Origin of the sequence: Hydrogenophaga sp. (assembly GCF_035481345.1) — a bacterium.
In the GTDB taxonomy this organism is placed as follows: Bacteria; Pseudomonadota; Gammaproteobacteria; order Burkholderiales; family Burkholderiaceae_C; genus Hydrogenophaga.
Genome location: NZ_DATIGV010000138.1, coordinates 1 through 13,167 on the forward strand (window position 1 = coordinate 1; position 13,167 = coordinate 13,167).

At 71.5% G+C, this 13,167-nt stretch carries 15 protein-coding genes; 8 read left to right on the forward strand and 7 right to left on the reverse strand.

Annotated features, from left to right (window positions below):
* From VLG41_RS14930 to VLG41_RS14940, 3 genes are all read left to right on the forward strand, one after another.
* Positions 1-264 (forward strand): cytochrome b/b6 domain-containing protein (locus tag VLG41_RS14930; RefSeq protein WP_325350187.1); only part of this gene is annotated, 264 nt, incomplete at its 5' end.
* Positions 265-306: 42 nt separating this feature from the next.
* Positions 307-717 (forward strand): alternative ribosome rescue aminoacyl-tRNA hydrolase ArfB, encoded by a 411-nt coding sequence (gene arfB / locus VLG41_RS14935; RefSeq protein ID WP_325350188.1) that lies wholly within the window; start codon positions 307-309, stop codon positions 715-717.
* A gap of 174 nt (positions 718-891) precedes the next feature.
* Positions 892-1,635 carry a hemerythrin domain-containing protein gene (locus VLG41_RS14940; protein ID WP_325350189.1) on the forward strand — a complete coding sequence of 248 codons (744 nt, stop codon included), beginning with the start codon at positions 892-894 and terminating at the stop codon, positions 1,633-1,635.
* A gap of 35 nt (positions 1,636-1,670) precedes the next feature.
* Here the strand turns inward: VLG41_RS14940 and VLG41_RS14945 are convergent, their stop codons facing one another.
* Both VLG41_RS14945 and VLG41_RS14950 read right to left on the reverse strand, forming a co-directional pair.
* Entirely contained in the window at positions 1,671-3,041 is a 1,371-nt protein-coding gene (locus VLG41_RS14945; protein WP_325350190.1) for a GAF domain-containing protein, read from the reverse strand.
* Positions 3,038-3,532, reverse strand: coding sequence for a hypothetical protein (locus VLG41_RS14950; RefSeq protein ID WP_325350191.1), 495 nt, complete (start codon positions 3,530-3,532; stop codon positions 3,038-3,040). Before VLG41_RS14950 ends, VLG41_RS14945 begins: the two co-directional genes overlap by 4 nt.
* A 115-nt stretch (positions 3,533-3,647) precedes the next feature.
* On the opposite strand from VLG41_RS14950, the gene VLG41_RS14955 reads away from it, so the two are divergent.
* Together VLG41_RS14955 and VLG41_RS14960 are read left to right on the forward strand one after the other, a co-directional pair.
* The gene (locus VLG41_RS14955; protein WP_325350192.1) at positions 3,648-4,250 is read left to right on the forward strand and encodes a TetR/AcrR family transcriptional regulator; all 603 of its coding nucleotides are present in this window, start codon (positions 3,648-3,650) and stop codon (positions 4,248-4,250) included.
* A gap of 72 nt (positions 4,251-4,322) precedes the next feature.
* Positions 4,323-5,210: an alpha/beta hydrolase gene (locus VLG41_RS14960; protein WP_325350193.1), complete on the forward strand. Its 888-nt coding sequence runs from the start codon at positions 4,323-4,325 to the stop codon at positions 5,208-5,210.
* 13 nt (positions 5,211-5,223) lie between these two features.
* On the opposite strand, the gene VLG41_RS14965 is transcribed toward VLG41_RS14960, so the two are convergent.
* A complete protein-coding gene (locus VLG41_RS14965; protein ID WP_325350194.1) occupies positions 5,224-5,700 on the reverse strand; it encodes a MarR family transcriptional regulator in 477 nt (158 codons plus the stop codon).
* 93 nt (positions 5,701-5,793) lie between these two features.
* On the opposite strand from VLG41_RS14965, the gene VLG41_RS14970 reads away from it, so the two are divergent.
* Genes VLG41_RS14970 through VLG41_RS14980 form a run of 3 tightly spaced genes read left to right on the forward strand, consistent with a single transcriptional unit; the run spans position 5,794 to position 8,000 of the window.
* Positions 5,794-6,852, forward strand: a complete 1,059-nt coding sequence (locus tag VLG41_RS14970; protein ID WP_325350195.1) for a cupin domain-containing protein — start codon at positions 5,794-5,796, stop codon at positions 6,850-6,852.
* A 14-nt stretch (positions 6,853-6,866) separates the two neighbouring features.
* Positions 6,867-7,568 (forward strand): fumarylacetoacetate hydrolase family protein, encoded by a 702-nt coding sequence (locus tag VLG41_RS14975; RefSeq protein WP_325350196.1) that lies wholly within the window; start codon positions 6,867-6,869, stop codon positions 7,566-7,568.
* Positions 7,569-7,598: 30 nt separating this feature from the next.
* A complete protein-coding gene (locus tag VLG41_RS14980) occupies positions 7,599-8,000 on the forward strand; it encodes a YbaN family protein (RefSeq protein WP_325350197.1) in 402 nt (133 codons plus the stop codon).
* On the opposite strand, the gene VLG41_RS14985 is transcribed toward VLG41_RS14980, so the two are convergent.
* The 4 genes from VLG41_RS14985 to VLG41_RS15000 form a co-directional block, all read right to left on the reverse strand.
* On the reverse strand, positions 7,991-9,190 hold the full coding sequence (locus tag VLG41_RS14985) for a phosphoglycerate kinase (protein ID WP_325350198.1): 1,200 nt from the start codon (positions 9,188-9,190) through the stop codon (positions 7,991-7,993). The genes VLG41_RS14980 and VLG41_RS14985 overlap by 10 nt on opposite strands.
* 66 nt (positions 9,191-9,256) lie before the next feature.
* Entirely contained in the window at positions 9,257-10,963 is a 1,707-nt protein-coding gene (locus VLG41_RS14990) for a phosphoethanolamine--lipid A transferase (protein WP_325350199.1), read from the reverse strand.
* Positions 10,964-11,029: 66 nt separating this feature from the next.
* The gene (locus VLG41_RS14995; protein WP_325350200.1) at positions 11,030-12,361 is read right to left on the reverse strand and encodes a sensor histidine kinase; all 1,332 of its coding nucleotides are present in this window, start codon (positions 12,359-12,361) and stop codon (positions 11,030-11,032) included.
* Positions 12,358-13,074 carry a response regulator transcription factor gene (locus VLG41_RS15000; RefSeq protein WP_325350201.1) on the reverse strand — a complete coding sequence of 239 codons (717 nt, stop codon included), beginning with the start codon at positions 13,072-13,074 and terminating at the stop codon, positions 12,358-12,360. Before VLG41_RS15000 ends, VLG41_RS14995 begins: the two co-directional genes overlap by 4 nt.
* Positions 13,075-13,167: the final 93 nt, after the last annotated feature.

The window sequence follows — 13,167 nt, forward strand, 5'->3', positions numbered from 1 at the left end:
CCCGCCACGGCGGGCCACAACCCCCTGGGCGCGCTGATGATGCTCGCGCTCATGGCGCTGGTGCTGCTGCTCGGCTTCACGGGCTGGCTGCAGGGCACCGACCGCTTCTGGGGCAGCGAGGCGGTGCAGGACCTGCACGAGGCGCTGGCCAACTGGCTGCTGTCGCTCGCGGGCCTGCACGCGGCAGCGGCCCTCGTGATGGGGCGGCTGGAACGCACGCGGCTGGTCAAGGCCATGTTCACCGGCGTGAAGGAGCGCTATTGAGCGCAGGGCATGGCGCAGGCACGCAGACTCTAGACTGCGGCCATGCCCGAGCGCCCGACCATCGACCCCGCCGAGGTGGACTTCACCGCCATCCGCGCCCAAGGCGCGGGCGGGCAGAACGTCAACAAGGTCAGCAACGCGGTGCACCTGCGCTTCGCGGTGCGCGCATCCTCCCTGCCCGAGGCGGTGAAGGCGCGGCTGCTGGCGCTCAGCGACACCCGGCTCACGCAAGAAGGCGTGATCGTCATCAAGGCCCAGGGCAGCCGCAGCCTGGAGCAGAACAAGGCCGAGGCCCTGGCCCGGCTGCAGGCCATGGTGGACGCGGTGGCCGTGCCGCCCAAGGAACGCCGCGCCACGCGGCCCACGCGCGCCTCGCGCGAGCGCCGGCTGCAAGGCAAGGCCCAGCGCTCGCAAGTGAAGCAGGCGCGCGGCCGCCTCCGCGGGCCGGATTGAGGCCTTTCTCCTCCGCCTGGGGGAGGCTTAAGGTCCTTTTAGGAAGCACTTAAGCGTCATTTAGCGGCGCGAAGACGGTGCCTTCGCGAGACTTCCCGGCATGGACGAGCGGCGCATGGGGCGCCGCCCCACCGCCCCGTCGCCGGGCGTCACCGGCGCCCAAGGACCTCCACCATGCACTCGCACCCGATCGAAATCGCCGCCATCGCCGCCGCCGCCCGCACGGGCGAAGGCCGCTTCAACATGTACGCCGGCATCCACAAGGCGCTGCGCGCCGTGATGACCGACACCCTGGCCGCCGTCGGCCGCGCCGACCCCGCCGACGAGGCCGAGGTGCACGACGCCAGCGACCGGGTGGTCGAACTGATGGAGATGGCCGAGCGCCACGTCGAACACGAGAACCGCTTCATCCACCCCGCGCTGCGCGCCCGCTGCCCCGGCGTGTGCGACGCGGTGGCCGACGACCACGAGGACCACCTGCGCCACACCGCGCAACTGGCCGATGCCGCGCGCGCACTGGCCAGCGTGCCGGCCGGCGAGCGCGCCAGCGCCCTGCACGCGCTGTATCTGGCGCTGGCCTTGTTCGTGGCGGACAACCTGCAGCACATGCACGCCGAGGAAACGCGCCACAACGCCGCGCTCTGGACCACCTACAACGACTTCGAGCTGCTGGCCATCCACGACGAACTCGTGGCCAGCATCCCGCCCGAAGAGATGATGACCACCGTGCGCTGGATGCTGCCCGCGATGAACGCCGAGGAGCGTTGCCTGCTGGTGAACGACCTGCAGGCCAAGGCGCCCGCGCCGGCGGTGGCGGCGATCCTCGACCTGGCGCGCGCCCACCTGGCGGCGCGCGACTGGGCCAAACTCGCGCGCGGCATCAACCTGCCGCCCGTGCCCGGCCTGGTCAGCGCCTGACACCACCGGCCAACCAGCCGCTGGCGACTGCGCGTTCAGGGGCTTTCGGCCAGCTCCACCGGCGCCAGCGCGTCGAAGCGGAAACAGCCGCGCCCGGTCTTCTGCAGGCGCAGCGCCGGGCACTGCTCGCCCAGGCGGCGGTGCAGCAGCAGCAGGCGCGCCTCCAGGTTGTCGCTCACGTCGGGCAGGCCCAGGCTGGTGTCCAGCCGCAGCTCGCGGTTGGTGAATTCGCTGCGGCCGGCGCGGTGGTCGTTCAGCAGCTTCCACAGGATGGCGCCCGCCACGCCTTTGATGAGGTAGGCGTTGTTGACGAAGATGCTGTCGTCGCGCCGGTAGCGGCGCACGCGCAGCAGCGGCACGGTGGCCGCGCCGGCCGCGTCGGCGTCGGCCGCGGTCCCGTCCTCGCCGCAGGGCTCTTCGGACTCGTGCATCAGGTCGATGCCCGCCGCGAGCTGCCCCGCCAGCGTGACGAGCAGGTCTTCGTCTTCATGGGTCAGGCGCATCTCCTGTTCGCTTTCCACGAACAGCACGCCCACCACGCGCCCGGCCGACACCAGCGGCGTGGCCAGCTGGCTGCCGGGCTGCGCCAGGCCGGGGTATGGGATCTCGGCGCCGGCGTCGCGCCCGGCCAGGCTGTCGACCAGGGCCTGGTTGTAGCGCGTGGCGCTGGTCATGTGGTTGATGCGCACCGGCGTGGCCTCGCGCGCGGCCACGCCGATGACGCCGTGGCCCAGCGCGATCTCGGAGCCCACACCCGAGGTGGGGTAGCCCCGGCTGGCCACGGTGTACAAGCGGCCCGAGGCAGCGTCGGCGATGAGCACCATGGCCTGAGGCATGTTCAGCTCGTGCTGCAGGCAGTCCAGCGCGGCCTCCAGCAGGGCATCGAGCGTGCGCGCCCGCGACAGGCGCCCGCTGACGCGGCGCAGCAGGGCCAGTGGCTCGGGGCGCACGGGTGGCGCCGGCAGCGGCGGCGCCACGGCCACGGGCACGCGCTCGATCGCCAGCACCTGGTGGATGTCGGCACCGCGCAGGCGAAACACCGCGTCCAGCCCTTCGTGCGAGGCGATGCCCGCGAGCTGCGCCTTCATCCGCTCGAACACCGGCCCCTCGGTGTCGGTGCGCAGGTACTTCAGGTGCAGGCGGTAGAAGTGGATGTCCAGGGGGTTGGTCACCAGCACCGTGGAGCGCGGGTGCGCCAGCAGGTTCTGGCGCGTGCGATTGAAGAACTGGAACGAGAGCGCGACGTGGTCGTCGTCCACGTGGTGCACCTGCGAGAGGTAGGCCACGTTGGGCGTGCCGTCGGCCGCCACGGTGGCCATGACGGCCGGGATGGCGCCTTCCAGGCAGGGCCGCAGCTCGGCCATGCTGGCGCGGTCGGCGATGGTGAAGGCCTCGGGCGCGTTCATGGGGCGCTCACCAGCGGGCTGCCGGCCTTGGAGCCGGGCGTCTGGTCGTAGGCCTCGTCGGGCTCGAACTCGACGGCCACCAGCTCGTCGGGCGCGTAGGCCAGCAGGGCCCGCGCATACACCGGCGCGAAGCCGACCGCCGAGACCTCCTGCTCCATTGAACGCAGGTAGCTCTGCAGGTAAGGGCGGTCGTCGGCGCGCGCTTCGCGGATGCGCACGCGCCGGCTCTTCAACTGCAGCGTGAGGTGGGTGCTGGGCTGGCTGAACACCGCGGCGAGCCGGCCGGTGGAGGCGATGTCGGCCAGCAACTGCCGCGACTGCGCGCGCCCCAGGTAGGCGGTGACGCGGCGCCCGCCGTCGTCGATGCGGCTGCCGACGGCGCGCATCACGCTGGGGTTGAGGGCGTGGTCGCAGCTGCTCAGCGTGAGCGACACCCCCTTGACCAGCATGGCCAGGAACTCGGGTTTGAGCGGTGGGAGGGGGATGTCCATGGGGCCTGCGGCGCGGATCGCGCGGATCATAGCCAGCGGCCATTCATCGTCCAAGGACTGGGGCCCGCGCCAAAGGGATTTGCCATTTCGCACATACGTGCTAAATTTCGCCGCCATGGACGCCCGGACCCAGAAAAGCGAAATGACGCGCGCCGCCATCGTCGGCGCCGCGCTCGACCTCGCCTCGGCCGAGGGCCTGGAGGCCATCAGCCTGCAGGCGGTGGCCGACCGCATCGGCCTGTCCAAGAGCGGCGTGTTCTCTCGCGTGGGTTCGCGCGAGGCCTTGCAGAAGGCGGTCATCGAAGAATTCGGCCGCCGCTTCCTGGCCGACGTGTTCGTGCCGGCCATGCAGGCGCCCAAGGGCCTGCCGCGGCTGAGCGAGATCGTGCGGCGCTGGCTGATCCGCCTGCGCGACGTGGAGGCGCACACCGGCTGCCTGTACACCTCAGGCGCCTTCGAGCTCGACGACCGCGAGGGCGAGCTGCGCGACCTGCTGCTCGGCGAGGTGACGCGCTGGCGCGCCGCCCTGCGCCGCACCGTGCTGCAGGCCGTGGAGGCCGGCCACCTCAAGCCCGACACCGACCCGGAGCAACTGGTCGGCGAAATCTGCAGCCTGTGCATCGGGCTGGTCCACGACGTGCGTTTCCTGCGCGACCCGCGCGCCACCGAACGCGCCCAGGCCACCTGGGCGCGCTTGCTCAAGACCTACGAAAGCTGAGGAACGGCGCCTGCGCCTTTCCTTTTTGTTTGACCATATTTCGCACAGTCGTGCGATTTCAGGAGATCCGCGATGAACAGCACCTCACTGCACACCGCCTCGGCCTACTACCAGGCCAACCCCGGCACACGCTGGCTGCGCTGGGCGCTCGGTGTGTCCGAGCGCGTGTGGCCGGCCCTGGCCGTGCGGGGCGCCTACCGCGTGTTCGGCACGCCGCTGCCGTCCAAGTGGCTGCACCGGCGCCAGCCGGAGCTGGCCCGCTGGCGCCTCACGCGCCTGCCCTTCGAAGACGCCAGCCTCACGCTCTACCAGCCGCCGCCCGGCCCGCACGGGCCGGTGGTGCTGCTGCTGCACGGCTGGGGCGGTTACGCCCAGCAGATGCTCCCGCTGGCGAAGGCGCTGATGGCCCAGGGCCTGCGTCCCGTGCTGGTGGACCTGCCGGCGCACGGGCGCAGCGAGGGCAGCACCAGCAACCTGCCGCAGTTCGCGCGCGCCATCGAGTACCTCACCGCGCGCCTGCAGCAGCAGGGGCACGAGGTGCGGGCGGTGGTGGCGCATTCGCTGGCGGCCAACGCGCTGGCCTATGCGGCGGCCCGCGGCCTGGCCGTGCCGCGCCTGGCGCTGCTGGCGCCGCCGGCCTCGCCCTATGCGTACACGCGGCTGTTCGCCATGGTGTTCGGCCTGAGCGAGGAGACACGCGCGCGGCTGCAGCAGCGGGTGGAGGCGCGCGAGGGCATCCTGATGCGCCAGTTCGAGCCCGCCGCGGTGGGGCCGCGCGTGGCGCAACCCACGCTCATCGTCCACGACCGCGAGGACCGCATCAACCGCTTCGCCGACGCCGAGGCCTTTCGCGACGCCATCGCCGGCGCGCGCCTGCTGGAGACCAGCGGCCTGGGGCACACCCGCCTGCTGCGCGACGACGGCGTGGTGCAGGCGGTGGTGGAACACATACGCGGCTGAGCCCGCGCTCCGCTCACTTCGCCGCTTCGCTCGGCGCGCGGCTGAGCGCGTTGTTCTCGTCCACCACGATGCGCATGAGGCGCATGAACTCGGTGCGCTGACGCTCGGTCAGCGGCGCCAGGATCTGCTGCTGCGCCTGCAGCATGGCCGGCACCGCGTCGGCCAGCAGTTGTTCCCCCGCGGCCGTGAGCCACAACTGGCGCACGCGCCGGTCGGCGGGCGCCGCGCGGCGCTCCAGCACGCCGCGCTGCTCCAATCGGTCCACCACGCCACCCGTCGTCGAGGCGTCCAACGCGACGGTGCGCGCCAGCGTGCGCTGGTCGATGCCTGGCTGGTTGGCCACGGTCTGCAGCGCCGCATACTGCACCGGCGTCACGCCCAGTTCCGACAGCTCCTGCAGGAAGATGCCCACCGAGATCTGGTGCAAGCGCCGGATGTAGTAGCCCGGCTGGTCGTCGATGCTGACCCCGGACGGCTCGGAACGTTTCATGGATGGGCGACGGGAGGAAGTGGACAGCATGCTATCAGGGCACTTAAGATGAGAACGCTTATGATCAGTGTGCTTATCAATTAGGCAGCAAGCATGAACGACCTCGGACGCCTCGAAGACCTGCCCGCCGACTACGTGGCCGCGCTGCGCGAGCGCAACCTGGTGCCGCTGTGGCCCAGCCTGCGCGGCGTGCTGCCGCCGCAGATCCCCACACGCCAGACACGCCCCACGCACTGGGCCTACGCCGACATCAAGCCGCTGCTGCTGAAGGCCGGCGAGCTCACGCCGATCGAGAAGGCCGAGCGCCGCGTGCTGGTGCTGGCCAACCCCGGCCACACGCTGGAGAAGATGCAGGCCAGCGCCGCGCTCTACCTGGGCATGCAGTTGCTGCTACCGGGCGAGTGGGCGCCCAGCCACCGCCACACGCCCAACGCGGTGCGCATGGTGGTGGAAGGCGAAGGCGCCTGGACCACGGTGGACGGCGAGAGGTGCCCCATGAGCCGCGGCGACCTGATCCTCACGCCCACCGGCCGCTGGCACGAACACGGCCACGATGGCGACGCGCCCGTGATCTGGCTCGACGTGCTGGACCTGCCGCTCATGTACTACCTGGAGGTGAGCTACCACCTCAATGGCGGCCGCCAGGACGTCAAGCCCGGTCGCGGCGACCGCGCCTACTCGCGCGCGGGCGTGGTGCCCACGCCCGTGTTCGGCCGCGCCGGCCAGCGCTACCCCATGCTGCGCTACCCCTGGGCCGACGCGAAGGCCGCGCTGCTGTCGATCGCCGACGACCAGCCCGCGCTGGACCACGTGCAGGTCACCTACACCAACCCCGAGACCGGCGAGGACGCCGAGAACGTGCTGGGCTTTCACGCGCTCATGCTGCGCCCGGGCCAGACGCTCTCGCTGCCCGCGCGTTCGCCGGCCTGCGTGTACCACGCCATCGAAGGCCGCGCGCGCGTCAGCGTGCAGGGACACGACTTCGACCTGAAGGAAGCCGACACCTGCTGCATGCCGGGCTACACGCCCACCACACTGGTCAATGCGTCGGCCAGCGAACCCGCCTTCCTCTTCGTCGCCGACGAGTCGCCGCTGCACCGCAAGCTCGGCGTCTACGAGGTGCGCCCCGACAACCAACCGCAGATGCCTTGATCCCCAGACCCGCCATGCCCCAGTACCTCTTCGACCCGCCCGCCGTCGCCGCCCTGCCCATCCAGGGCAAGAGCGAACTGTTTCCCGTCAACCGCCTGTTCTTCGTCGGCCGCAACTACCACGCGCACGCGGTGGAGATGGGCAAGCCCGTGGACAAGTCGGTGGAGCGGCCGTTCTACTTCACCAAGTCGATCGGCACGCTCACGCCCTCGGGCAGCACCGTGCCCTACCCCAGCGAGACGAACAATTACCACTTCGAGATGGAGCTGGTGGTGGCGATTGGCCGCGCGGGCTTTCGCGTGGCCGCGGCCGACGCGCACGACCTCATCTACGGCTACGCCGCCGGCCTGGACATGACGCGGCGCGACCTGCAACTGGTGGCGCGCGACAAGGGCCGCCCCTGGGACCTGGGCAAGGACATCGAGCAGGGCTCGGTGTGCAGCGAGATCGTGCCCATGCCGGGCGCGGTGATCGAGCGCGGCGCGATCGAACTCGCCGTCAATGGCGCAACGAAGCAGCAATCCGACGTGGACAAGCTGATCTGGAACGTCCGCGAGATCATCGAAGACCTCTCGCGCTTCTACCACCTGCAGGCCGGCGATCTGATCTACACCGGCACGCCGGAGGGCGTCGGCGCGGTGGTCAGCGGTGACCGGCTCGAAGGCCGGGTGGAGGGCGTGGGCAGCGTGTCGCTCACGATCGGCGCCGCCGCCTGATCCCCCGTGCGCTGGCTATCATGCCGGCGCATGTCTTCTCCTGAAGGAACCCCGCGCGCCGTGCGCTGGCTGCTCTGGCTGGCCGGCACGGTGTCGCTGGGCCTGGGCATCGTGGGCGTGGTGCTGCCGGGCCTGCCCACCACGCCCTTCGTGCTGCTGGCGGCGGCCTGTTACGCCAAGGCCTCGCCGCGCCTGCACGGCTGGTTGCGCGGGCACCGCTTCTTCGGCCCGATGGTGCGCGACTGGGAAGAGCACCGCAGCCTGCGCAAGCGCACCAAGCGCTTCGCCCAGCTCACCATGCTGGTGATGGTGTCGCTCTCGGCCTGGGGGCTGCGCGATCGGCCCGTGCTGCTGGGCGTGGTGCTGGTGGCGGCGGCGATCGGCGTGTGGGTCGTGGCTCGCATCCCTACACGCCCGGACCGTCAGGCCTGAGCCCTGCGGGCCAGCACCTCGAAGGCGGGCAAGGTCTTGCCCTCGAGCACTTCGAGGAAGGCCCCGCCGCCGGTGGAGATGTAGCCCACGTCCTTCTCGATGCCGTACTTGGCGATGGCCGCGAGCGTGTCGCCGCCGCCCGCGATGGAAAAGCCCGGGCTGTCGGCGATGGCCTGCGCGATGGCCTTGGTGCCCCCTTCGAAGGCCGCGAACTCGAACACGCCGACCGGGCCGTTCCACACGATGGTGCCGGCCTGCTTGAGCTGCGCCGCCAGCTTCGCGGCGGTCTCGGGGCCGATGTCGAGGATGAGGTCGTCCTCGGCCACGTCGGTGGCTTTCTTCACCGTGGCCTCGGCGTCGGCCGCGAAGCGCTTGGCCACCACCACGTCCTTGGGAATGGGCACGTCCGCGCCGCGCGCCTTCATGGCCTCGATGACCGCCTTCGCCTCGCCCAGGAGGTCGGGCTCGGCCAGGCTCTTGCCGATCTTCAGTCCGGCGGCCAGCATGAAGGTGTTGGCGATGCCGCCGCCCACGATGAGCTGGTCGACCTTGCTGGCCAGGCTCTGCAGGATGGTGAGCTTGGTGCTGACCTTGCTGCCGGCCACGATGGCCACCAGCGGGCGCTTCGGTTGGGCCAGTGCCTGGGCGATGGCGTCCATCTCGGCCGCCAGCAGCGGGCCCGCGCAGGCCACAGGCGCGGTCTCGGCGATGCCGTAGGTGGTGCCCTCGGCACGGTGCGCGGTGCCGAAGGCGTCGTGCACGAAGATGTCGCACAGCGCACCGAGCTTCTTCGCGAGCTCGGGGCTGTTCTTCTTCTCGCCCACGTTGAGGCGGCAGTTCTCCAGCAGCACCACCTCGCCGGGCGACACCGAGAAGTCGCCATCGACCCAGTCGCTGATGAGGCGCACGGGCTGGCCCAGCAGTTCGGCCAGGCGCACGGCCACGGGCTGCAGCGAGTCCTCGGGCTTGAACTGGCCTTCGGTGGGGCGGCCCAGGTGCGAGGTGACCATGACGGCCGCACCGGCGTCCAGCGCGAGGCGGATGGCGGGCACGCTGGCGCGGATGCGCGTGTCTTCGGTGATGCGGCCCTGCTCGTCCTGCGGCACGTTGAGGTCGGCGCGGATGAAAACGCGCTGGCCCTTGGCGCGGCCCTGCGCGCAAAGGTCGGCGAAGCGGATGAAGGCGGTCATGTCGGCAATCCCGGGTTCTGTGGACAAACCCGGGGATTGTAGGAAAGCGCGCGCGCTCGCCGGCGGTCACCCGGCGGCGGCGCAGGGCGCCAGCGCGTCCAGCGACGGCTGGCGGGCGCGGGTGTTCACGTCCATCAGCCCCAGCACGGTGTGGAAGAAGTGGTCGTGCGACAGCGGTTCGGCCGAGCGCGCGCGCAGGCAGTCCATCGACAGCCCCGACCGTGCGCGCAGGCCGGGCGAGAACCAGGCCACCATGGGCACGTGCGTCTGCTGCTCGGGGGCCAGCGCATAGGGCAGGCCGTGCAGGTAGAGGCCGTTCTCGCCCAATGACTCGCCGTGGTCGGACACGTAGACCAGGCCGGTGTCGTTGCGTCCTTGTTCGGCACGCGCGCGCAGCCAGCGCAAGGTCTGGTCGAGAAAGCGGTCGGTGTAGGCGATGGAGTTGTCGTAGGCGTTGACCAGTTCCTCGTGCGAGCACTCGGGCAGCGCGTTGCTGCGGCATTCGGGCAGGAAGGGCTTGGCGCCGTCGGGCGAGCGGCTGGCGTAGGCCGGGCCGTGGCTGCCCATCTGGTGCATCACCAGCACCACGCCGCGCGCGCGGCGCGCCGGGTCCAGTGCGTCGAGGCGGGCGTCCAGGCCATCGAGCAGGGCCTCGTCGAGGCATTCGCCACCCGGGCACAGGGCGGGCACCGGGCGGTCGTTCGTGTACGCGTGGAGCACGCGGTCGCACACGCCCTTGCAGCCGGCCTGGTTGTCGATCCACAGCACGGCCAGGCCAGCGCGCTGCAATACGTCGAGCAGGTTTTCGCGATCCGCCGGCTGATCACCGCCCTGCGCGCGCGCCAGCGGCGAAAACAGGCAGGGCACGGAGACCAGGGTGTTGGTGCCGCAGGAGCGCACCTGGCTGAAATTGACCAGTTCGCCGCGCGAGTGCCAGCGCGCCAGCGCGGGCGTGGTGTTGCGCGCGTAGCCGTCGAGGCCGAAGTTCTGCGCACGCGCCGTCTCGCCGATCACCAGCAGCAGCAGGGGCGGGCGGGCCTGTCGCGCGTAGCTGGCGCCCAGGGTGGCGTCGTCGCCCACGGGCAGCAGCGGGTGCGCCTGGCGCGGCAGGCGGTCCGCCGCCACGCGCGCCGCGGCGTAGACGCTGTTGAGCGGGTTGGCCATGTAGCGCAGGTCCTTGTGGTTGCGCATCAGCGAGGCCAGGCCCTGGAAGTTGCTCAGGGCCGCGAGCACCAGGAGCGCGAGGGCGGCCAGCACGCCCGTGGCGTTGCGTCCCGCGCGGCGCCAGCCGCCACGCAGCAACGGCGGCCGCCGCCACAGCACCCACAGCGGCGGGCCGGCCACGAACAGCACCGCGCACAACAGCGCCCACGACATCAGGTCGCGCACCTCGCGCGTGTCGGTGTGCAGCGCATTGGCCAGCATGGTCGGGTCCATCACCACGCCGTAGCGCCACATGAAGTACGTGTTCGCGCCGGCCACCAGCAGCAAGGCGCTGGCCACCGGGCGGAACACCCGCGGCCAGGCCAGCAGCCACAGCAGCGCCGCGATGGCGCCGGTGAGCAGCGTGCCCAGCCCCGCGACGAGCGCGGCGCGGTGGATCAGCGGGCCACCGAGGCCGTGGATGCGCTGCCACAGCGGCAGGTTGCCGGCCAGGGCCAGCCAGAGGGCCAGCCCCCACACGGTGGCGGCGGCGCGCGGGACGCGCGCCAGGGGTGCGGCGGCCAGCGGCGCCGGTGATTGCTCAAAGGCAAACGGAAACGGGATCGGCATGAATGGCCCTCGGGAGACCGCTTCTCGCGGCCCCCGGGAGCGTGTGCGCCCCGGATTAGATGAACCTTAGGCGAGCGGCCAGCGCAAGGCGAAGCGCGTGGTCATGGGTGCTTCGCCAGGGCCGGACTCGAGACGGGCACCCAGTTGCTCGGCGATGCGCTGGACGAGACGCAGGCCCAGCCCCAGGCCACCCGATTCGGCGGGGCGCGCCGACACGCCGCCCGGCCCGCCGCCGTCGTCGCTGACCGACACGCCCACCGAGCCGGCCTCTCGCCATACCGCCACCACCACCTGCGTGCCCGCCGGGGTGTGGCGCAGCGCGTTCTCGATGAGATTGCGCAGGGCCAGTTCCAGCAGCATGGGCTGGGCCTTCACCCGCACCGGCTCATCGGGCTGCAACAGGGAGATGTCGTGCCCGCTCTCGTGCGCCGCCGGCGCGTGCGCGGCGACCAGCCCGGCCGCCAGTTCGCCCAGCGCGACCGGTTCGGCGTCCTCGTCGGGGTGCTTTCGCTGGGCGCGCGCCAGGTCCAGCAACTGGTGCAGGATGCGTCCGGCGCGCAGGGATTCCCGCTCCAGCTGCGCGAGCCGCTCGGGCGAGGCATCGTGCCGCGCTGCGCGCGCCTGCAGCGCCAGCGCGGCCAACGGTGTGCGCAGTTCGTGCGCCACGTCGGAAGCGAACTCGCGCTCGCGCTGCGCGCGCGCCTGCAAGGTGTCCACCAGGGCGTTGATGGCGCTGACGGTGCTCGCGAACTCGCTGAAGCGGTGCGCGGTGTCCAGGCGCTGGCCGGCGAAGCCGTCGAGCGCGGCCACCTCGCTCGACAGCTTGTCGAGCGGGCGCAGGCCACGGCGCACCGTCCACCACAAGAGCAGCAACACCAGGGGCAACAGCAGCAGCGCGGGCTGCGCCACGTGCTCGGCGATGTCCTTGCCGAGTTCGTGGCGCTGGGCCATGTCCATCAGCACCACCACGCGGTGGCGCGCGGCGCCCTCGCCGGTCTCGACCGAAAAGGTCCGCCACTGCGGCGGCAGGCCGGGCACGCGCACCTCGACCGTGGAGAAGCCCGACGCCTGCAAGGCATGGGCGTCCAGGCCGGGTGCCAGCCCATGCGTGTCAGAGACGAGGCGCCCGCCTTCCCAGGCCAGCACGGCCACGTCCTGCAGGAACTCGTGCGCGAGTTCGGCGCCCTCCGGGGGCAAGGGCCGCACGCCGCCCGTGGGCGCAGCGGCCAGCCACAGCCGCGCCACGGCCACCATCTGGCCGTCAGAGAATTTGCGCGCCTCGCGAAAAGCGGTCGACCAGGCCTGCGCCACCACGGCCAGCCAGACCACCAGGACCACGCCCAGGGTCCAGCGCAGCAGGTAGTGGCGCAACAGGCGCGGCGGCGGAAGGGTCTTCATCGGGGCTGGTCCGCCGCGCTGTCGTCGCGTGCGATGAAGTAGCCGACGCCGCGCACGGTGTGGATCAGCGACTCGCCGAGCTTGCGGCGCAGGTGGTGGATGTGCACTTCGATGGCGTTGCTCTCCAGCTCCTCGCCGAAGCCGTAGAGGGCCGACACCAGCCGCGTCTTCGACAGCACCTGCGGGCGCGCTTGCATGAGCGTGAGCAGCAGCGCGAACTCCTTGCCGCCCAGCACCACCGGCTTGCCCGCGCGCCGCACGGTGTGGGCGGCGGGGTCGATCACCAGATCACCGTGCTCGATGAGCGGGTTGCTGCGACCGCCCGCGCGGCGCAGCATGGCGCGCAGGCGCGCCAGCAACTCGTTGGCGTCGAAGGGCTTGACGAGGTAGTCGTCGGCGCCGCTGTCCAGCCCGCCGATGCGGTCGCTCACGCCATCGCGCGCGGTCATGATCAGCACCGGCATGTCCTTGTGCGGCAGGGTTTGGCGCCCGGCCACTGGCGCGGGCTGCTGGCGCAGGCGGGCCAGCAGGTCCAGGCCCTCGCCATCGGGCAGGCCCAGGTCCAGCAGCAGCACGTCGAAGGGTTCGACCGACAGGGCGTGCCAGGCGGCGTCGCGCGTGGCGCACAGGTCCACGGCATAGCCCGCGCGCCGCAAGGCCTGCTCCAGGCCGCTGGCGATGCCGGGGTCGTCTTCCACCACGAGTGCGCGCATGTCGGTTTGCAAGAGGGAGGGGATGGGCCGCCCATTATCGAGAGCCACCTTAGCCCCGCATTAAACGATTTAAGGACCAGTTAATGGCGGCGC

Excerpts from the sequence above, each read along its gene's own strand:
- arfB (WP_325350188.1), top strand. The coding sequence starts at position 307 with ATGCCCGAGCGCCCGACCATCGACCCCGCCGAGGTGGACTTCACCGCC.
- VLG41_RS14940 (WP_325350189.1), top strand. The coding sequence starts at position 892 with ATGCACTCGCACCCGATCGAAATCGCCGCCATCGCCGCCGCCGCCCGC.
- VLG41_RS14945 (WP_325350190.1), bottom strand. The coding sequence starts at position 3,041 with ATGAACGCGCCCGAGGCCTTCACCATCGCCGACCGCGCCAGCATGGCC.
- VLG41_RS14950 (WP_325350191.1), bottom strand. The coding sequence starts at position 3,532 with ATGGACATCCCCCTCCCACCGCTCAAACCCGAGTTCCTGGCCATGCTG.
- VLG41_RS14955 (WP_325350192.1), top strand. The coding sequence starts at position 3,648 with ATGGACGCCCGGACCCAGAAAAGCGAAATGACGCGCGCCGCCATCGTC.
- VLG41_RS14960 (WP_325350193.1), top strand. The coding sequence starts at position 4,323 with ATGAACAGCACCTCACTGCACACCGCCTCGGCCTACTACCAGGCCAAC.
- VLG41_RS14965 (WP_325350194.1), bottom strand. The coding sequence starts at position 5,700 with ATGAAACGTTCCGAGCCGTCCGGGGTCAGCATCGACGACCAGCCGGGC.
- VLG41_RS14970 (WP_325350195.1), top strand. The coding sequence starts at position 5,794 with ATGAACGACCTCGGACGCCTCGAAGACCTGCCCGCCGACTACGTGGCC.
- VLG41_RS14975 (WP_325350196.1), top strand. The coding sequence starts at position 6,867 with ATGCCCCAGTACCTCTTCGACCCGCCCGCCGTCGCCGCCCTGCCCATC.
- VLG41_RS14980 (WP_325350197.1), top strand. The coding sequence starts at position 7,599 with ATGTCTTCTCCTGAAGGAACCCCGCGCGCCGTGCGCTGGCTGCTCTGG.
- VLG41_RS14985 (WP_325350198.1), bottom strand. The coding sequence starts at position 9,190 with ATGACCGCCTTCATCCGCTTCGCCGACCTTTGCGCGCAGGGCCGCGCC.
- VLG41_RS14990 (WP_325350199.1), bottom strand. The coding sequence starts at position 10,963 with ATGCCGATCCCGTTTCCGTTTGCCTTTGAGCAATCACCGGCGCCGCTG.
- VLG41_RS14995 (WP_325350200.1), bottom strand. The coding sequence starts at position 12,361 with ATGAAGACCCTTCCGCCGCCGCGCCTGTTGCGCCACTACCTGCTGCGC.
- VLG41_RS15000 (WP_325350201.1), bottom strand. The coding sequence starts at position 13,074 with ATGCGCGCACTCGTGGTGGAAGACGACCCCGGCATCGCCAGCGGCCTG.